This window comes from Edaphobacter sp. HDX4 (genome assembly GCF_036877565.1).
Classification (GTDB): Bacteria; Acidobacteriota; Terriglobia; order Terriglobales; family Acidobacteriaceae; genus Edaphobacter.
Window position 1 is genome coordinate 35,925 of the sequence record NZ_JAEDXW010000002.1, and the last position, 18,889, is coordinate 54,813.

Annotated in this window: 12 protein-coding genes and 1 pseudogene; 11 read left to right on the plus strand and 2 right to left on the minus strand. The window is 60.3% G+C overall.

Going from position 1 to position 18,889, the window contains the following annotated elements:
• Nucleotides 1-28 precede the first annotated feature (28 nt).
• Nucleotides 29-919 carry an SMP-30/gluconolactonase/LRE family protein gene (locus JAO29_RS02680; RefSeq protein WP_334266635.1) on the plus strand — a complete coding sequence of 297 codons (891 nt, stop codon included), beginning with the start codon at nt 29-31 and terminating at the stop codon, nt 917-919.
• On the opposite strand, the gene JAO29_RS02685 is transcribed toward JAO29_RS02680, so the two are convergent.
• Nucleotides 914-1,666, minus strand: a complete 753-nt coding sequence (locus JAO29_RS02685; protein ID WP_334266636.1) for an SDR family NAD(P)-dependent oxidoreductase — start codon at nt 1,664-1,666, stop codon at nt 914-916. The genes JAO29_RS02680 and JAO29_RS02685 overlap by 6 nt on opposite strands.
• Nucleotides 1,651-2,874, minus strand: a complete 1,224-nt coding sequence (uxuA, locus tag JAO29_RS02690; RefSeq protein ID WP_334266637.1) for a mannonate dehydratase — start codon at nt 2,872-2,874, stop codon at nt 1,651-1,653. Before uxuA ends, JAO29_RS02685 begins: the two co-directional genes overlap by 16 nt.
• Nucleotides 2,875-3,121: 247 nt before the next feature.
• On the opposite strand from uxuA, the gene JAO29_RS02695 reads away from it, so the two are divergent.
• From JAO29_RS02695 to JAO29_RS02740, 10 genes and pseudogenes are all read left to right on the plus strand, one after another.
• The gene (locus JAO29_RS02695; protein ID WP_334266638.1) at nt 3,122-4,288 is read left to right on the plus strand and encodes a substrate-binding domain-containing protein; all 1,167 of its coding nucleotides are present in this window, start codon (nt 3,122-3,124) and stop codon (nt 4,286-4,288) included.
• A 310-nt stretch (nt 4,289-4,598) separates the two neighbouring features.
• Nucleotides 4,599-8,444 carry a carboxypeptidase regulatory-like domain-containing protein gene (locus JAO29_RS02700; protein WP_334266639.1) on the plus strand — a complete coding sequence of 1,282 codons (3,846 nt, stop codon included), beginning with the start codon at nt 4,599-4,601 and terminating at the stop codon, nt 8,442-8,444.
• 203 nt (nt 8,445-8,647) lie between these two features.
• Complete coding sequence (locus JAO29_RS02705) at nt 8,648-8,797, plus strand: hypothetical protein (RefSeq protein WP_334266934.1); 150 nt, start codon at nt 8,648-8,650, stop codon at nt 8,795-8,797.
• 156 nt (nt 8,798-8,953) lie between these two features.
• A pseudogene (locus tag JAO29_RS23355) lies at nt 8,954-11,220 on the plus strand (glycoside hydrolase family 2 protein).
• 108 nt (nt 11,221-11,328) lie between these two features.
• Nucleotides 11,329-12,510, plus strand: coding sequence for a glycoside hydrolase family 27 protein (locus JAO29_RS02720; protein WP_334266640.1), 1,182 nt, complete (start codon nt 11,329-11,331; stop codon nt 12,508-12,510).
• A gap of 40 nt (nt 12,511-12,550) precedes the next feature.
• On the plus strand, nt 12,551-13,438 hold the full coding sequence (locus JAO29_RS02725) for an alpha/beta hydrolase (protein WP_334266641.1): 888 nt from the start codon (nt 12,551-12,553) through the stop codon (nt 13,436-13,438).
• A 434-nt stretch (nt 13,439-13,872) separates the two neighbouring features.
• Complete coding sequence (locus tag JAO29_RS02730; RefSeq protein WP_334266642.1) at nt 13,873-15,141, plus strand: SMP-30/gluconolactonase/LRE family protein; 1,269 nt, start codon at nt 13,873-13,875, stop codon at nt 15,139-15,141.
• A 138-nt stretch (nt 15,142-15,279) separates the two neighbouring features.
• Entirely contained in the window at nt 15,280-15,906 is a 627-nt protein-coding gene (locus JAO29_RS02735) for a hypothetical protein (protein ID WP_334266643.1), read from the plus strand.
• 4 nt (nt 15,907-15,910) lie between these two features.
• On the plus strand, nt 15,911-16,657 hold the full coding sequence (locus tag JAO29_RS23360; RefSeq protein ID WP_442886302.1) for a GlxA family transcriptional regulator: 747 nt from the start codon (nt 15,911-15,913) through the stop codon (nt 16,655-16,657).
• 522 nt (nt 16,658-17,179) lie between these two features.
• Complete coding sequence (locus JAO29_RS02740) at nt 17,180-18,868, plus strand: carboxylesterase/lipase family protein (protein WP_334266644.1); 1,689 nt, start codon at nt 17,180-17,182, stop codon at nt 18,866-18,868.
• The last annotated feature ends 21 nt before the right edge of the window (nt 18,869-18,889 follow it).

Here is an 18,889-nt window from a genome sequence, read left to right on the forward strand (position 1 = left end):
TGAGCGCAGATGATCCTTGAGGGTACCGATGCTTCACACCTCGATTCGCCGAGTTGCTGCAACGCAGGACATCTGCGGGGAAGGGTGCGTCTGGCATCCGCAGCAGAACGCCGCCTTCTGGACCGACATCAATCGCGGCCTGCTGCATCGCTGCTCGCTCGCGAACGGCAGCGTCCAGACATGGGCCTTCGATGAGCCTGTCACCGCAGTTGCGCTCACGACGCAGGAGCATCTTCTGGCGCTTGTGCTCGGCGGGCGCATCGTTCTTTGGGATTCGCTCGCTCACCGGGAGACCGAGGTTCTCTTTCGTCTGCCCGGCTGGCCGGCTCTTCGCTGCAATGACGCTCGCGTCGACCCTGCGGGAGTTCTCTGGTTCGGCACCATGCAGAACAATGTGCGTCCTGACGGGGCAACCGCGGAGGTCACGGAGTGGCAGGGCGCGCTTTATTCGCTGGCTGCCGGTGGGGAAGCGAAACAGTGGCTGAGCGGCTTCGGCATCGTCAATACGCTTGCCTGGTCGCCGACAGGGGAGACCATGTACTTCGGAGACACCCTCGCAAACTGTCTCTATCGCGGCAGCTTCGACCCTGTCCGGAGCCGACTCGAGAGCCGCGAGGACTTCTTCGCGGAGTTTCCGCGCGGGCTTCCTGATGGCTCCACGATCGACGCCCAAGGCTATCTTTGGAACTGCCGGTTCGGTGGCGCGTGCATCGTTCGCGTCGCGCCCGATGGCTCCATCGCTGACATCATCGATACGCCCGTGCGCAACCCGACCACCTGCGCCTTCGCCGGAGGCGATGCCTCGACTCTTCTTTTCACCTCAGCGGCCGACGCTACGCAGCCTGACGATCCAGGAGACTCTCTCTTCTCTCTCGAGGCCGGTGTGGGCGGTATGCTCGGTACGCCGCTCCGGTTATAGTCGCACGGCAAGTTGCGCCAGAAGGCCGCCGTCGGCGCGATACGAGGCTCCGGTAATAAACGAGGCTTTGTCGCTCAGCAGAAACGCAATGAGTCTTGCGATCTCGTCCGCATGCGCCACGCGGCCAAGCGGATGATTCTCTCCCCACTGCTGCAACGTCTGCTCAAGCCCGGCGGCTCCTCCAAAGCGCTTTGCCGACGAGCGCACCATCGGCGTATCCACCGTGCCCGGCAGCACCGTATTGACGCGGATATTGTCCTTCGCGTGGTCCACGGCCATGGCGCGCGTCAAAGACTCCAGCGTCCCCTTGCTGGCTGCATACGCCGCAACGCCCTCCTGGCACGCCAGGGCCTGTACCGACGAGACCAACACGATGGCGCTGCCCTTGCGCATCTTTGGGATCGCCTCACGGCAGGCCAGGAACGCACCGCGCGCATTGATCGACTGCACCAGATCGTACTCGTCCACCGTGGTGTCCACGACGGACCCGTAGTGCTGAATGCCCGTGCTGTAGACCAGCCAGTCCAGGGGACCGCGTTCCGTCGCGTCACGGACCGCGTCGCGCACTTGCGCCGGGTCACGGACATCGCATTGGATGGAGCGTAGCGCATCGTTGCGCTCTGAGGGCGTGCGCACATCCGCGCTCGTCACCGCGGCCCCGCTCTCGATCAGAGCGCAGGCTGTTGCCCATCCAATGCCCGAAGCTCCGCCGAAGATTAGCGCATTTTTGTTCAGGGAATCCTGCATTCCTGCTCAACTTTCGTCATCCATCGTTCCGCCATCGTCAAGGCCCCGCGCAACTCCGCCAAGCCACGCAAACGTCCTACTGCCGGATATCCGGGCGCCGCCCCGCGCTCGTGGTCATTCAAAAGCTCCTGCCCATGATCTGCGCGAAACGGCAAGGTACGCTGGTCGCCTTCGAGCTCGCGCCGGCGCGCCTCGCGCATGACTTCGAGGGCGAGGCCGATCAGATCCGCATTGCCTTCTAAGTGCGCAGCCTCGAAGAACGATTCCATGCCTGCAATCGTTTCCGGCTCCCGCTCGGTCGAGCGCAGGTGCAGAAACCCGATACGGTGCGCGAACTCCGCAAAGATCGCCCGCAGATCGTTGTCCGCGCGGACCCCGAGCGCTCCCGTGCACAGGGTCAGCGAGTTCGCATCGCCGTCATGCTGATCGAGAATCCATCGCAGATCCTCGGCCGTGCTCACGATCCTCGGCAGGCCCAGCAGAGGGCGCGGCGGATCATCGGGATGAATGCAGAGCCTTACGCCGCACTCCTCCGCGACAGGGCAGACCTGCGCAAGAAAACCCGCCAGCGTCTCGCGCAGATTCTCGCGCGAGATGCCTTGGTAGCCGCGCAGCATCTCCGCGGTCTGCTCGAGCGTCAGCCGATGATGGCCTCCCGGCAGGCCGGCGAGGATCGTCTCGCGCAGCGTCTCGGCTTCGGCCGGGGTGAGGCGCTCGAAGTAGGCGTGGGCCGCGCGAACCGCCTCCTGGCCCCACTCCTCATCCGCGCCCTTGCGCTTCTGCATATAGAGATCGAATGCCGCAAAGGCAATCGCATCGAAACGCGTGGTAAATCCGCCCTTGGGCGCAGGCTCGTGCAGATGCGTTCTCATCCAGCTGAACAGCGGCATCCAGTTGTATGCGACGGTGTGGATGCCGCATTCCGCGAGATTGCGAATCGATTGCGCGAAGCTCTCCACGTCCTTCTGCCAGCCGGGAGCGCGCATCTTGATGCGCTCGGTGACCTCGAGGCTCTCGATGACCATCCACTCCAGCTTCGCCGCGCGAATGATCTCCTGACGCTCTCGAATGGCCTCGACCGGCCATATTTCGCCCGCCGGAATCTCATGCAGGGAGGTCACGATGCCGGTGGCCCCGGCCTCGCGTGCGTCTCGCAATGTGATACGGTCCTGGGGACCGAACCATCGCCAAGTCTGCTCCAGTAACATCCTCGCCCTTTCCTGAGATCGCTTGCTCTCCTCAAGGGCAGGGTGCGATCTCTTTGCGTTAACTACGTGCTATGCGGTAACGTTCCGGTGAAGGTTTCAACCCGGAAGAAGATCGTTTCGCCAAGCTTCACGATGCTAAGGCGGCAAAAGCATTGCAGGAAAGCGCAGGGCTCGCGGGAGATCGCCGTTTTGTATTGTGAAACAGGCCCGGCGCCTTTCTGGGGCGCAGATGGAGGAAAAGATTCGTATGAAGTCACCCTTGAAGACCGCACGCTCCTCCACGGCAGGGAAGCGCGGATACATGGTTCAGTCTGTCGCGCGCGCGGCCGCCATTCTTAATGCATTTCAGTCCACCTCCGAGGTTCTTGATCTTCGGGTGGTCGCCGCTCGCGTCGGACTTCATAAGGCGACGACCTTCCGCCTGCTGGAGACCCTGGTGGAGACGCATCTGCTGGAGAGGGCGGGGAAGCAGGGCTATCGCTGCTGCGTCCACCCCGCGCGCACCAAGCGCTATCGCATCGGCTACGGCTCACAGACCAGCCTTCTGCCGTTTACCGCTGCTGTCAGCGATGGGCTTGTGGTTGCGGCCAACTCCGCCAACATCGATTTGGTGGTGCTGAACAACGGCCTGAGCCCGCGGATTGCGCTGCAGAACGCGGATACCTTCGTTTCGGAGAAGGTCGATCTGGTCATCGACTCGCAGATTAACATCGGCGTTGCGGCGCAGATCGCGGTCAAGTTTTCCGAGGCGCGCATTCCCTTCATCGCGCTCGATATTCCTCATCCTGGTGCGATCTACTTCGGCGCCGATAACTACAAGGCGGGCCGCATGGCGGGCCGCCATCTGGCTCGATGGACGGCGAAGAACTGGGAGAAGGGCCCGGAGCAGATCATTCTTCTTGGAGTGGATGCTGCGGGGCCTCTGCTCAACGCCCGGCTCACCGGGGTCCTCGATGGCATCGATGAGGTGGGCGCCTTCAATCATCGCATTCCCACGCATCACTATGACACCAAGGGCGGACAGTTCGAAGCCACGCTCGATATCGTCCGGCGTCATATCCGTCGCAGAAAGCCGGAGCGCGTCCTCATCGGCGCGGTCAACGATTCCACGGCTCTTGCTGCGTTGCAGGCCTTTCGCGAGGCGGGCCTTGAGCGTGCCTGCGCGATCGCCGGGCAGGATGGCAGCCTCGCCGCCCGCGACGAGATGCGAAGGCCTTCGAGCCGGCTCGTTTGTTCCGTCGCCTACTTTCCTGAGACCTACGGTGAACGAATCATTCGCCTGGCTCTCGACATTCTCAAGCACAAGCCGACGGCGCCCGCGGTCTTCGTGCAGCATGAGGTGCTCACGCCGCAGAATGTCAACAAAGTCTATCCCAACGATGCCTGGATGAAATCCGCGCCGGAGCCGATCTAAGCGCGGAGGCAGCCTCATGGAAGGCCAAGTTTTGTTTCGTATTGTGAGACGTTGATGGGAAATTCATCGTAGCCATCCCCAAGGCAGCTTTATTCGTTTAGTGACGAATAAATGAACAAATCCCAATTATCTTGATGTGCCTCCGGAGTTTCCCAGGCGGGATGCGTATCGTATCGCGATACGTATACACCAGATCCCATTCGCTTTTATCCGCCCATTGACATGCCTTTCCGCCAGCGAATAAAAACTGCTCGTCCAATCAGCCAGAGCCGATCGTGGCGCAGTTTGTGCGAGTTTTCCCGGAGGTTTTATGCAAGACCATCAACAAAACAAGAATATAGAGCGAAGTCTTCTACGCAGCTTTTGTCTCAACTCCGCTGGCCGCCTGGCGTTCTCGATGCCCTGGATTCCCTTGAGCGCTGCCGCAGCTGTCCTCGCCTTTCCTGTGTGCGTCTCTGCGCAGACGGGGCAGGGAGCCATCAATGGGTCTGTGCGCGATAACACCGGAGCGTTCGTTGCCGATGCCGAGGTGGATATCGCCAGCCAGGCCACCGGCGTTCACCAAAAGGCGGTCACCGACCGGAGCGGTGTCTTCGGGGTTCAGTCGCTCAATCCCGGACTCTACACGGTGACGGTGCAGAGAGAGGGTTTCGAGCGCATGGTCACAGAATCGGTCAGCGTCTCCGGCGTGGGCGCCACCCCGCTCGATATCGTGCTGTCCGCCGGCAGGATCACTCAGAGCGTTACGGTCAGCGCCGATGCGGACCTGCTTACGAAGTCTGAATCCAACGTGATCACGACGGTCGATCACGCCCTGGTCCAAAGCCTGCCTTACCCGGAGCGCAGCTCGCTGGAGGCCTCGCTGCTTGTGCCCGGCGTGGTTGGAGACCCCCTGCAGCCCGGCGGCATCTCGACCGAGAATCCCAGCGCCTACACCAGCTACGTCACGCCAGGAGCGGGCATCGTGATCGGCGGCGCGCCTCCAGGCACAAGCTCCATCGTCGTCGACGGCTCAGACGTTACGCAGCCCAGCCTCGCCCGGACCGGGGTCAACCTCTCCGGCCGCGAGGTGCAGGAGACCACCGTCATCACCACCGGCCTGTCGGCCAAGTATGGCCGAACCGGCGGCGGCGTCATCGTTCAGAGCAGCACGGCGGGAACAAGGGATTTTCATGGCGCCGTCACCTACAGCCATACCGATCCTTACTTCAACGCCTACCCGGACGGCAACACGGCTCCCAGCGCTCTGCACGAAAATTACTATGGCTTCTACGTCGGAGGCCCGGTCTGGATCCCGAAGATCTACCCGAAGCGGAACAAGACCTTCTTCTTTGTCGGGGTTGAGCCGGCCCGGATGCAGAACACGTTCGGCTTCCGCGGAATCTTCCCCACGCCCGATGAGCTTGCCGGTCATCTTCATAACTCGCTCACTCTTCTCAACCAGAGCATCCTCAAGAGCTCCGGTTACGCGGCGGCGCTGGCGGCTCCACGCATCGGCTCGATCAACTATCAGTCGGCGGTCGACGCGAAGGGCTTCCCGAGCGGCTCCTATGACGCTTCGCAGATCCGCGCTATCCCCAACGACGATGTCTCCGACCAGTTGGCCAACAACCCCTTCGCGCAGTACGTGCTGTCGCAGTTCCCGACACCGTCGAACCCCGGCCCTTATATCAAATTCGACAACGGCCAGGCTACGCCCCAGAACGACGGCACGAATGCGACCTACAAGCGCGGCGTTCTCAACACAGACAACCGCTACTCTTTCCGCATCGATCAGCAGTTCAACAATAACAATCAGCTCTTCGTTCGCTACACGTCCATTCCGGTCAGCGCGGCGCGATTCTTTGCCGTCGCCGCATCCAATCCGCTCACGATCGTTCCGACGGACTCGGCTGCCACGCACGACATCGCGCTCGGCTACACGCATGTCTTCTCCCAAAATATTGTCAATGGTTTCCACTACTCGTTCATGCGCGTCAACCAGCAGCGCCTTGCGCCTCCCAGCACGCGCGACAAGGATTACGCGGCGGCCAACGGTCTTACACCTGCTTCTTTCGGCTACGGGTTTCCGAGCCTCGGCAACCTGAACGCGAATGGCGTCGCCTACACGATGCAGATGGGCCTTTCGAACGCGGCTATCCAGGTCGATCAGAACTTCATCGCCGGTGACGACGTGACCTGGACTCACGGCCATCACCTCTTCCAGTTCGGCGGTGAGGTTCGCTGGCTCCAGTCCAACCAGTACGATCTGGGTGGGGCTACCGGTGGCCGCTATTCCTTCTCCGCCGGGCAGACCAACAACGGCGCGACCGGCGGAGCTCCGCTCGCCACCTTCATCCTGGGCACGATCTCGACCTTCAGCAACACTCCTGTCGAGGTGCCCGGCTACTACCGCTGGCACTACTATGCCGGCTACTTCCAGGACGACTGGAAGCTCCTGCCCAATCTCACCCTCAACATCGGTATGCGCTACGAGCTTGAGACACCGCGCATGGAGAAGTTCAACAACCAGGCCTTTGTGGGCCAGAACATCTCCGGCAACCTGAACGGCTTCGCCACCTCCACAGCCTTCTGCTTCTCGGGGGCCTGCGGCAATCCCCGGTCGCTGTGGCCCATCAATTACACGGGCTTCGAGCCTCGCATCGGCTTCTCCTACGCTCCCACGCCGAAGACCACCGTACGCGCGGCGTATACGCTTCAGCGCCTTCCGCTCACCGGCTACGAAAACACTCCCGACCCCAACTTCAACGTGCCCTCTCAGGCGGTGGGCGGCCAGACCGGTGGCGTTGTCGCCAACTCCATCGTCAACTACATTACGAACCCTGTCGGCCCGCTTACCTCGGCCTACACCTCGCTCAACGGGAACCGTGGACCTATTTTCTACTCCACGGGCCTCGCTCCGGTCCATGTCAACCAGAGTAAGGCGGTTCCATACACGCAGTTCTGGAACCTCACGCTCCAGTATCAGCCTACGGCTCATACCCTGCTTCAGGCCACGTATAACGGGTCCAAGGGAACTCATCTGATGGGCGCATTCGGCGGCGGAGGCTATGCCAGCGCACTCAACGTTCCCTCACTCAGCACCATTACGAATGCCATTCAGACGCACCAGAACCTCGGCGCCTCGAATCCCAATCCGTGGGGCATCACCCAGAACGGCGCGCTTGTCCCCGAGACCGGTCTTCAGCTCCTCAACCCCTATCAGAACTTCTTCAACCAGCAGATCAACGAGATCTATCCTCGCGGCGGAACGATGGAGTACAACGGACTCTATCTCAGCGTGAACCAGCGCTTCGGCGCCGGTCTCTCGCTGCTCGCCAACTACACCTGGTCGAAGACTCTGGACAACGTTCCCGACACCAACACCGGGGCCAACGGCGGCGGCTTCGGCTATGTTCTTCCGCAAAACCCGACCAACTCCAACTCGGAGTGGTCGGTGGCCAGCTTCGATCAGGCCAGCCGCCTCAAGATCGGCTATACCTACGCTCTCCCCATCGGCACAGGGCAGAGATTCAACCTCCACAATCACATCCTCGATAACCTTATCGGCAACATCTCCACCTCCGGCATCGCAACCTATGCTGACGGCCTTCCCAATGCGATCACCCTCGGCACGGTGGGCTACTTCGTCTCGGTTACGCCCACGGGAACGAACGGCTGCGCCGCCAGCGGGACCAACCATTACTGCACGGCAAACGCCCTGCCGGCCGGATACACGCTGCGGCCCAACATCGTTCCGGGCGTTCCTCTGATCAACAAGAACTGGAAGAAGAACGCGCTCAACCCAAACTTTGTCCCGTATCTCAATCCTGCAGCGTTCGCGGTTCCGGGCTCGCTCAATAACCCGCAGCTCGGCAATGCTCCGCGCCTTCTCGCGAACGCACGCTCTCCGCGGGAGGCTATGTTCGACATGCAGTTCAGCAAGGGATTCAAGATCGGCGAGCGCTACGATCTCAAGGTCACCAGCAACTTCATTAACGCATTCAACCATCCTGTCTACTATGGCGTGAATCACGCTCTGTCGAGTTCGAACACGGTCTCCAATGTGACCGGCACGGTTACTCCGGTGAGGACCGCGAGCTTCGGCCAGTTCAACCAGTCACAGACCGCCGGTATGTCCCGCGTCATTCTCGTCGGAGGCGAGTTCACTTTCTAAACTACTGTCGCGGCAATCACCATCTCCGCACTCTTTCGCGAAAGAGCCGGCGGTCAGAGCGCATTGTGAGGAAGCTCCGGATTGAACAGGCACGAGACAGGCGAGATCGTAGGCTACAACCCTGTTGTCCGCATCTACCAGGGTTCTACACCGCGCTGTTCCATGCCTCGCTCGCGCCTCGCATCGTCAGTGACGCAGACGGCATGTACAACGGCTTCGCTGGCGAGGGCCGGCTCCATCGTGCGCCTAAAGGTACGGACTACTACGACTACTTTTCGCTCTGGGGTAGCCCTCACCATCGGTGCGCGAGACATCTCTGCCGACAACATCTACGTCCGCTCCGTCCACCTTGACGGTCACGCGCATCCCGAGTGGAGCTTCGGCCACAAGGACGTCCTTCGCCGCGCCGCCCTCAAATTCGACATGGCAGCCGGACCCGTAAAGCAGGAGAAAGGATGAATCGCAGAGCCTTTCTTAAATCATCGAGCCTCGCTGCCGGAGGCTCGCTGATGGGTCCCACAGCCTATGCGCAGTCTCATGCCCCGGCGTCTCTACCGCAACGCATCTCCATCAATCGCAGCTGGCTCTTCCATGCCTCCATCACACCGGGCGACACCAGCCCCGACTTCGACGACCGGGGCTTCGACTCCGTCGTCCTTCCTCACACTAACAAGCTCCTTCCCTGGCACAGCTTCGACGATGCCGATTACGAGTTCATCTCGACCTACCGCCGCCACTTTCGTCTCCCCGCTGTTGCGCGCGCCAAGCGCGTCTTCGTCGACTTCGAAGGCGCCATGACGGCCAGTACCGTCTGGATCAACGGCCACCCACTCGGCGAATATAAAGGCGGCTACACTCCCTTCTCGTTCGAGCTGACGCCGCACCTGCGCTGGGACGCGCCCAACGTTCTTGTCGTCCACCTTGACTCCACTGAGCGCAAAGATATTCCTCCTCTCGGCTATGAGGTCGATTACATGACCTTCGGCGGCATCTACCGCGAGGTCAGTCTGCGCATTGTCCCCGACATCTTCCTCGAAAACATCTTCGCCGGCGCGGTCGACCCGCTCTCCTCTTCGCCATCGCTGGAGGTCGAGTGCTTCTTCGAGGGTTTTGTCGCCGATGACGCCATCACCCTTGAGGCCGAGCTGCGCGATGGCGACAAAGTTCTCGCAAAGCAGACCGCGCCGCTCTTTCTCCACACCGGCAAATCGGGCACGCCTTCGCAGATTCTGCGCTTCGATCGCCTCACCGGCATTGAGCTGTGGGATCTCAACACCCCGAAGCTCTACGAGGTCCACACGCGCCTGCTTCGGGGCGGCCAGATCCTCGATCAAGAGATGCGCCGCATCGGTTTTCGTGAGGCTCGCTTTACACCCCAGGGCTTCTCGCTTAATGGACGCATCGTCAAACTGCGCGGACTCGACCGTCACCAGACTTTCCCCTTCGTCGGCCAGGCCATGCCTGCGCGCGTGCAGCGTCGTGACGCCTACATTCTCCGCCGCGAACTTAAATGCAACATCGTCCGCACCTCGCATATCCCCAGTCGCGCCACTTCCTCGACGCGTGCGACGAGCTTGGTTTGCTCGTGCTCGAAGAGATTACCGGATGGCAGCATATCGGCGACCATGCGTGGCAGGACATCGCCGTCGACAATGTCTCCCGCATGATTCGCCGCGACTGGAACCACCCCTCCATCATTCTCTGGGGGGTGCGCATTAACGAGTCGAAGGACGATCACGACTTCTACACGCGCACCAATGCCGCCGCCCACGCGCTGGACAAGACCCGTCAGACCGGAGGCATTCGTTCCAACCTCCACTCTGAGCTGCTTGAAGACGTGTACACCAACAACGACTTCGGATTTCCGCTGCACCCTCCTGTTGCCTCGCTCTACCTCAACACTGAGTTTGTCGGCCATACCTTCCCCACGCGCTCCACCGACAACTCCGCGCGCCAGCGGGAGCACACTCTCCGTCACGCCCGCGTTCACAACCAGATAGCCTCCGACCCGAAGTTTTCCGGAGGCATCGGCTGGTGCGCCTTCGACTACAACACCCACTTCAACTTCGGCAGCGGCGATCGCATCTGCTATCACGGCGTCTCTGACATCTTCCGTCTGCCTAAGCCCGCCGCGGGTTTCTACAAATCGCAGTGCGATCCTGAAGAAGAGATCGTCCTCGAGCCCGCATTCCACTGGGCCCGCAATGACGAGGACACCGGCTTTACGGTCGCACTCATCTGCTCCAACTGCGATCATGTCAAGCTCTTCCTCGACAGCGGCAAAGGCTTTCAGCAGATCGCCGAATCCGATCCCGATCGCGAGCAGTTCCCGCACCTTCGGTATGCCCCCTTCTCCGTCTTGCTCGATAAAAACTCCATTCGCGACTGGGGAGATCTTCGCGTCGACGGCTTCCTGCGAGGCAAGCAGGTCATCTCCAAAACCTTCTCCGGGCGCGGTGTCGATCGTCGCTTCGAGCTTCTCGCCGACGACCGCGAATTGGTTGCCGATGGAGCCGATACGACCCGCATCATCTTCCGTGTCACTGACGAATATGGCCGCATTCGTCCCATCGCGAACGACCCCATCCAATTCGAGCTCACCGGTCCCGCGCAGCTGATCGGAGACAATCCCTTCGCGCTTGTCGGCGGTGTTGGCGCTGTCTGGATCCGCGCCCAGCAGCGTCCCGGCACTGTTACCCTCAAGGCAAAGCACCCTCGCCTTGGATCGCAACAGATCACTCTCACCCTCACCTCCGCTGGGCCGGAGCTTGCATAAGCGAGGGTGGCCACCAATGATCTCTCCCGCGCGTAACGCCGATCCAGCTTCCCAATGGAACGGACCTGCTTGCTCTAAGCCCAGCGATTAACTAAAGAAGATTTCTTCATGTGCCTGCCGCGCAAGTGCCTTGCCCTTGTTTCTCTTCTCTTTCTTGGCTTCGTCGTCATGGCTCAAACTACGCTCGCTCCCACGCCGCCGATGGGATGGAACAGCTGGAACCACTTCTACCAGCATGTCACCGACGCCGACGTTCGCGCCGCAGCCGACGCGATGGTTGCGAACGGTATGCGCGATGCCGGATACGTCTACGTCAATATCGATGACGGCTGGCAAGGTACGCGCCGCGCCGATGGCACTCTCCAAAGCAACGAGCGTTTCCCCGACATGAAGGCCCTCGCCGACTACGTCCATGCACGTGGCCTCAAGCTGGGCATCTACTCCTCACCCGGTCCCAAGACCTGCGCCAAGTTCGAGGGCAGCTATGGCCACGAGGCACAGGACGCTCAAACCTACGCTGCCTGGGGGATCGACTATCTCAAGTACGATCTCTGCAGCTTCGGGGAGATACTCAGCAAAGCAGGGAAGGGCGATCAGGCTGCTCCCGCTGCCTTCGCGCTGCAGCAGGAGGCGTATCGCAAGATGCATGACGCCCTCGTCGCTACGAGCCGTCCTATCGTCTTCAGCCTCTGCCAGTACGGCATGAGCAACGTCTGGGAGTGGGGGCCTGGGCTGGGCGGCAATCTCTGGCGGACGACCGGAGACATCAGCGACAAGTACGATCGCATGGCCCTCATCGGCTTCTCGCAAGCCGGGCTCTCCCGCTTCGCTGGCCCTGGTCACTGGAACGATCCTGACATGCTCGAGGTGGGCAACGGTGGCATGACACTCGACGAGTACCGCACCCACATGAGCCTCTGGGCCATCCTTGCCGCGCCACTGCTTGCCGGCAACGACCTCAGCCACATGAAGCCTGAACATCTCGCCATCCTTGAAAACAAAGACGTGATCGCCATCGACCAGGACAGCCTCGGCAGGCAGGGCGATCGCATCTCCGCGCTGGGCCCTTATGAGATCTGGACCAAGCCCATGGCCCACAACCGCATCGCCATCGCGCTGTTCAACCGCGGCGAGCTTGCCCACACCCTGCGTGTCGACCTGCGCCAGCTCGGGGTTCCGCCCGCCGCGCATATCCGCAACGTCTGGGCCGGAGCCGACCTTCCTTACAGCAAGACGATCGATCCCATGATCCCCAAGCACGGGGTCGTCCTGCTTCTCGTCTCCCGCTAACGCAACCGATCCTGCAAACCCAACGCGAAAGGCAGATGCAGTGAACGCACGCTATTCCAGGACAATCCGCCGACTCCTCCGCACCGTCGCCTGCATCGGCCTCTCCTCCTTCACCGCCGCGCAGCAGAGCACACTTCCGCTGTGGCCTGCTCCCGCTCCGCTCTCGCAAAGCTCCACGGATCAGCCCTCGCTTGACGTCTATCTGCCCGCCGCCAATCCCAGCGCCACCGGCATCGTCGTCATCCCCGGCGGGGGGTACCACTATCTCGCAGCGCCCGAAGGCCAGCCCGTAGCGCTCTGGCTGCAGGCGCATGGCATCGCCGCCTTCGTGCTGCACTATCGCGTCGCCCCCAATCACTATCCGGCCGAGATGCTCGACGGCCTGCGCGCCCTCCGCCTGGTGCGATCAAATGCCGCCCGGTTCGGCATCGACCAGAACAGGCTCGGTGTCTGGGGATTCTCCGCCGGCGGACATCTCGCCTCCTACCTCCTCACCCAATATCGGCAGCCGCTGCTCCCCGCGCGCGACGACATCGACAGCATCGACGCGCGCCCCTCCTTCGGGATCCTCGCCTATCCTGTGATCTCCATGCGCCCCGGCTTTCTTCACCAGGGCTCGCACGACAGCCTGCTCGGCCCGACGGCCACGCCCGAGCTCGAGACACAGCTCTCGAGCGACCTTCACGTGACCTCCGATACGCCGCCTGTATTTCTTTTCGCGACCACCGACGACGGCGTCGTTCCCGTCCAGAACAGCCTCACCTTCTACCAGGCCTGCATCGACCACCACGTCTCCGTCGAGATGCACCTCTTTGAGCACGGTCCTCATGGCGTCGTGCTCGCGCAAAATCTCGCGGGTTCCTCCGCGTGGCCTGGCCTTCTCGCCACCTGGATGACCCGTCATGGCTGGATGCAGCCGCACCCCTGATTGCCGTTCGCTCGTCTCGCATACAGAGATGCCGTCACCCTCTGTTCGCGTCTTGTACTGTGCGAGGAATTTCGATTCTCACGCATCAATTCCCCAGAGAACATGGGTCGCCACGTGTCTTCTCCTTTCCTCACAATTCATCGCAGTATTCCGCATAGTGAGACGGCCGTAAGTCCGAGGGAAATCTGCAGATCTTCGTTAACCGCCGCTCCCGCGTCCACGTAGAAAGTTCGTCGCCGATGGCCTCTCCTGCCACACACGGCCCCTGCATCTGCGGAACTCCCCTTTAGGAGCATCATCTCCATTCGAAGTCCAGAAGTCCGCTTACCCTCCTTCTGCTCGCTGCCGCCATTTTCTTCGCGTCTGCCTCGCAGGCGCATGCCCAGTACACCACCGACTGGCTGGCCAATACTTTTGGTCTCGACGCCAACCACGTGGGCAGCGTTGCCCGCTCCATGTGGGTGGCTCCTGAAGGCAGCATCTACACCTCCAGCCTGTGGGATGAGGACGCCGGCGGCGTTGGCATCTACCAGAACGGCGCCACCGTCGGCTCCATCGGCGCCCACAATGAGTTTCAGGGCTCTGTGATCACCGGCAACGCCAGCGACCTATTCGTCGCGCTCTCCTTTAATAGCTCCCTCGGCGGCAGCGGTCTGGTCGGAAGTTACAACCGCTCCTCCAAGACCCGCGACCTCATCCTCCAGGTCAGCTCCGACACCACCGAGCAGAAGGCGGACGTCATTAGCGGCCTGGCTACCTCCGGCACTCTGCTCTACGCCAGCGACAATCCCGGCAACCGCGTTCGTGTCTACACCACCGACGTCACATGGAAGCTCGATATCAGCGTTGCTTCGCCTGGGGCGCTGGCTGTCGACAGCACCGGCAACGTCTGGGTTGCGCAGAAAGCCGCCGCTGCCATTCAGAAGTTCGATCCCACAGGCGCTCCTCTTGCCACGATCACTCTAGCCTCTACCGTTCGCCCCGTCTCGCTCTTCGACGACACGGGGCAACAGAAGCTCTATGTCGGCGACGAAGGTCCTGACATGAACATCAAGATCTTCGACATCAGCAATAGCACGCCTATCCTCTCCGGAACCTTCGCACCCCTGGGAGGCTTCCTGGATACTGCCACGGGGACCAAAGGCCATGTCGGTGATAAGCGCTTCACGCGCGTCCACGGCATAGGCAAAGACTCGAGCGGGATGCTCTATGTGCTCAACAACCCTTGGGGCGGCACCTGGGACCTCGGTCGTGACGGAGGCACCGACATTCACGCCTATGACCCGAGCGGCCAGCTTAAATGGAAGCTTCAGAGCCTCACCTTCGAAGCCGTTGCAGCGCCCGACCCCGCGACCGACGGCGTCTATTTTTTCAGCGGCAACAACGTCTACACCGGCACAGCCGGAGGCTCCTTCCAGTACAACACTATCGATCCCTTCACCTACCCGAACGATCCCCGCATCGATATCAGGGACCCGCAGCGCGGCGAAGACTTCGGACAGATCGCCTACGTGAATGGCCATCGCATTCTCGTCGCCAACGGCCAGAACCCGATATCTTTATCTCCACTACTTCACCAACGCCACCGGATACATCGCCAATCCCGTCGGCTCCATCCCCGGGACGCTCTTCAATACCACGGCACGCATCCGCAATGGTTTCTGCATCGACAGCAAAGGCGGCATCTGGGCTGGCCTGGATAAGACCAATGCTATCTGGCACTATCCCTTCACCGGCTTCAACTCGACCGGCGAACCTATCTGGGGCCTGGAGTCTCCACTCCCACGCCCGCAAGCATCGGCACCCTCACCCGCATCATCTATCTCGCCGACACTGACACCATGATCCTCGCCTCGGGCATCACCGGAAGCACCGACTGGACAGCCATCGGCACTCGCGTCGAGGTCTATCACGGCTGGCTCGCCGGCAACACCAGCTCGCCTAACCCCGTGATTACCCTCTCCAGCGCCAATCCTAAAACCATCGCCGCCGCAGGAAACTATCTCTTCGTCGGCTACGTTCACACCGTTCCCAACATCGAGGCCTTCAACCTGACCAGCGGCGCCAACGATATAACCTTCACCAACAGCAACCCTGCCAATGTGTCCGTTGGCAACGACGTCGACTACATGTATGGAATTCGCGCCTACCTTCGTTCCACTGGCGAATACGTCGTTACGAAGGATGACTACAACAGCTCGAACATTATCGTCTATCGCTGGACTCCATCCAATCAGATCTCGATGAGAAAGAGCGGTGATCGGGATGCTCATTCAGACCTGATCACCGCAGTGGTCTCCGTAGATATTCGGCGATCTAGCAATACCGCTGGAACTCTTCGGGCGGGTGCGCGACAAGACCGGGCAAGCTTGTTACGACGTGCGCGTGTGCGGAGTTGCCCGAGAGGTGGGTTGGGAGCATCTGAAGCTCAAGGTTCCCTGGAGGCTGTCTTCTGTCGCGCGCGCTGATACAGTGATCGTTCCCGGCATCGATGATTTGCAGAAACGAATTCCGCCTGCGATTTTCCGCGCTCTCAGGAACGCTTCGAACAGAGGCGCCCGCATCGCATCTATTTGTACAGGAGCTTTCGTTCTGGCACGGTCCGGCCTGCTCAAGGATCTGCGCGCCACCACGCACTGGATGGCCGCAGGAGAGTTGGCGCGGCGTTATCCGGAGATTGAGGTGAATGCAAATGTGCTCTATGTAGATAATGGCCGGGTGTTGACGTCGGCTGGAGCTGCTGCAGGCATGGACCTGTGCCTGCACATGGTCCGGTGCGATCATGGCGCCTCGATTGCTGCCCGGGTTGCCCGCGCTGCCGTGATGCCGCTCGAGCGCTCCGGCGGTCAGGCTCAATTGATTGAGTACGAGCTGCCTGAGAGTAACGAGGCGATGGGGCCCTTGCTGCTTTGGATAGAACGCAATCTTAAGCACGATCTCCCACTCTCCACCATCGCGAGGCACGCGCGGATGAGCACCCGGGCCCTGACGAGACGGTTCCGCGAACAACTTGCACGGTTTCGAAAGGGATCTGCCGACAGAGAATGTCGAGAAAGTTGTCCAGGACTACGTTCATTCGGAGATCCTTGCTTAGCGCCATTGTGGCGTGTCGGAGCATGTCGGCTTTATTCCATGCTGTCCTGGCGAATGTTTCATCGCTGTTATAACACGAGGCCACAGGAGGCCGATTTATTGTGCATTCGTCCAATACGGAATTGATTCCTGGCGTTTGGTTTACGGAACCGATCCCTCGCATTTATTCCAGAACACAGCTGGACCAGTTCAGGGAAAGTCTTGACCGCTTCAGGATTGGTTGAAGATAACGGGTGGAGGGCAGAATTCTCCCATAGAAGTTCGCTCCACTGGCTCAAGAGCGGACCTTCCAGCTTGCCAGCGCACTCAGCTTGTCAGAGTGCATCCCGGCGATGGGCAACTCCATCGAGACTGTTCACGAGATTATCCGCCATGTTGCCGCCGACGAATACGCGGCAGTGCACTTCGAACGCGGGCATGTAGCCTCAACAGTCTCACCTGCAGTTTTTGCTCGTGTTTTGAGCTTCATCGCGGGGGAAGTGGAGAAGAAACAGACGAATCGGTGTCTCAGTCGGTGCATTATTTCAGTAGCGAATTAACAGCACATCTTGAGCTAGCATGTTGGCGGTCGTCTAAGCGAATGTGCGAAGCCAAACCATTGCATTGTGGGTTCGAGAGCTAGGCAGGATCCTGTGTCTGGAGGCAAAAGTGAAGAAGGACTCGCTGAACGGTGTTCGTATGACTCGACGTGAGGCCCTGATGCTATCGGCGTCAGCGGGAGTAGGGCTAACATTGAGTGAACCGCTTCACGCTCTCGATAGCACAAAAACGGTCGTGCATCAGCAGGCGGGGAGTTGCACCACTCCACAGAGCGCAGCCGCGAAGACGCAGTACGGTAAAGTTCGTGGCTATGTCAGCGGAGGCGTGTACACCTTCAAGGGGGTTCCCTATGGCCAGGACACAGCTGGAGAAAATCGCTGGCTACCTGCCAAACCGCCCACCTCTTGGAAGGGCGAGTATCCGGCTCTGGTCTATGGAGCGAACTGCCCTCAGACGCTGCACAATTACAAATCAATCGAGATGTCATTTCTCTACGACTGGGATGACGGCTACATGAGCGAGAATATGCTCAAGCTGAATATCTGGACACCCAGTCTTTCCGGTCAACGTCCTGTAATGGTGTACTTCCACGGCGGCGGATTCAGCTTCGGCTCCGCGTATGAACTGCCCTCGCATGAAGGTGCCCAGGTGGCTCGCAATCATGAGGTCGTACAGGTGTCGGTGAATCACAGGCTCAACATCCTGGGCTTTTTCGATCTCACCGAGATTGGCGGTTCTTCCTACGAAGATTCAGTGAACGTCGGTATGACGGATCTGGTAGCTTCGCTCCGCTGGATCCGCGAGAATATCGCTAATTTCGGCGGCGATCCAGACAAGATCATGATCTATGGCCAGTCTGGCGGCGGATCCAAGGTTACCTGCCTCATGGGGATGCCTTCGGCTGCGGGCCTAATCCACCGTGCAGGAGTCCAGTCGGGCGGAGGGGGGAATATCCCAAGCGCGGAGCAGTCAAAGGACCTGGCACGTCAGGTGATGAAAGAGCTGAGCCTAGCGCCGAACGATATCGAGTCGTTGAAGAAAATGGAATGGTCGCGGCTCTTCGCGGCGGGCAATGCAGCAATTTCTAAGATCAATCCCCAGATAAGCGGACTAACTGGGCCAGGATCGGCACCGCCTCCGATCCCAAGGGTGGGTTGGTCGCCGACAGTGGACGGTCGGACCGTAACAATTCGATCCTTTTACGATGTTGCTCCTGAGGTTGCGAAGAACGTCCCTATGCTTGTCGGCTCAGTAAGCGAAGAAGGCATGCAGTACAAGTTGAATCCATCAGAAGCCGAGTGGCAGGAGACGCTTACCAAAGCCTATGGCAATGAGAAGGCAGTCGCACTGATTGCTGCGATGAAGAAGGCTCATCCTGAAAAGAGTATCCGCACCTTGTCATATGGTGTCCAGGGATTGAATGCGCGCAACAACGTGCAGCGGATGGTGAAGCTCAAGCATGGGCAGGGAAGAGCGCCTGCTTATCAATACTGGTTTACCTGGCAGTCGCCTATGCTCGACGGCGAATGTGGGGCGTGGCATACGGCTGAACTGGCATTCTGCTTCGACAACACGAAACGCTGCGAGCAGGGCACAGGGAATACACCAGAAGCGCAGGCGCTTGCGAAAAAGATGAGTACGGCGTGGGCAAATTTCGCTCATAGCGGAGATCCGAGCCAACCCGGACTTGAGTGGACGCAAAGTGATCCGTCGAGGTGCCAAACGATGGTCTTCGACAGGACATGCCGCATGATGGACGATCCAGACGGAAGCATCCGTAGGATACTGCTGAGCTAACGAACCTTAGTGGAGAAGCCG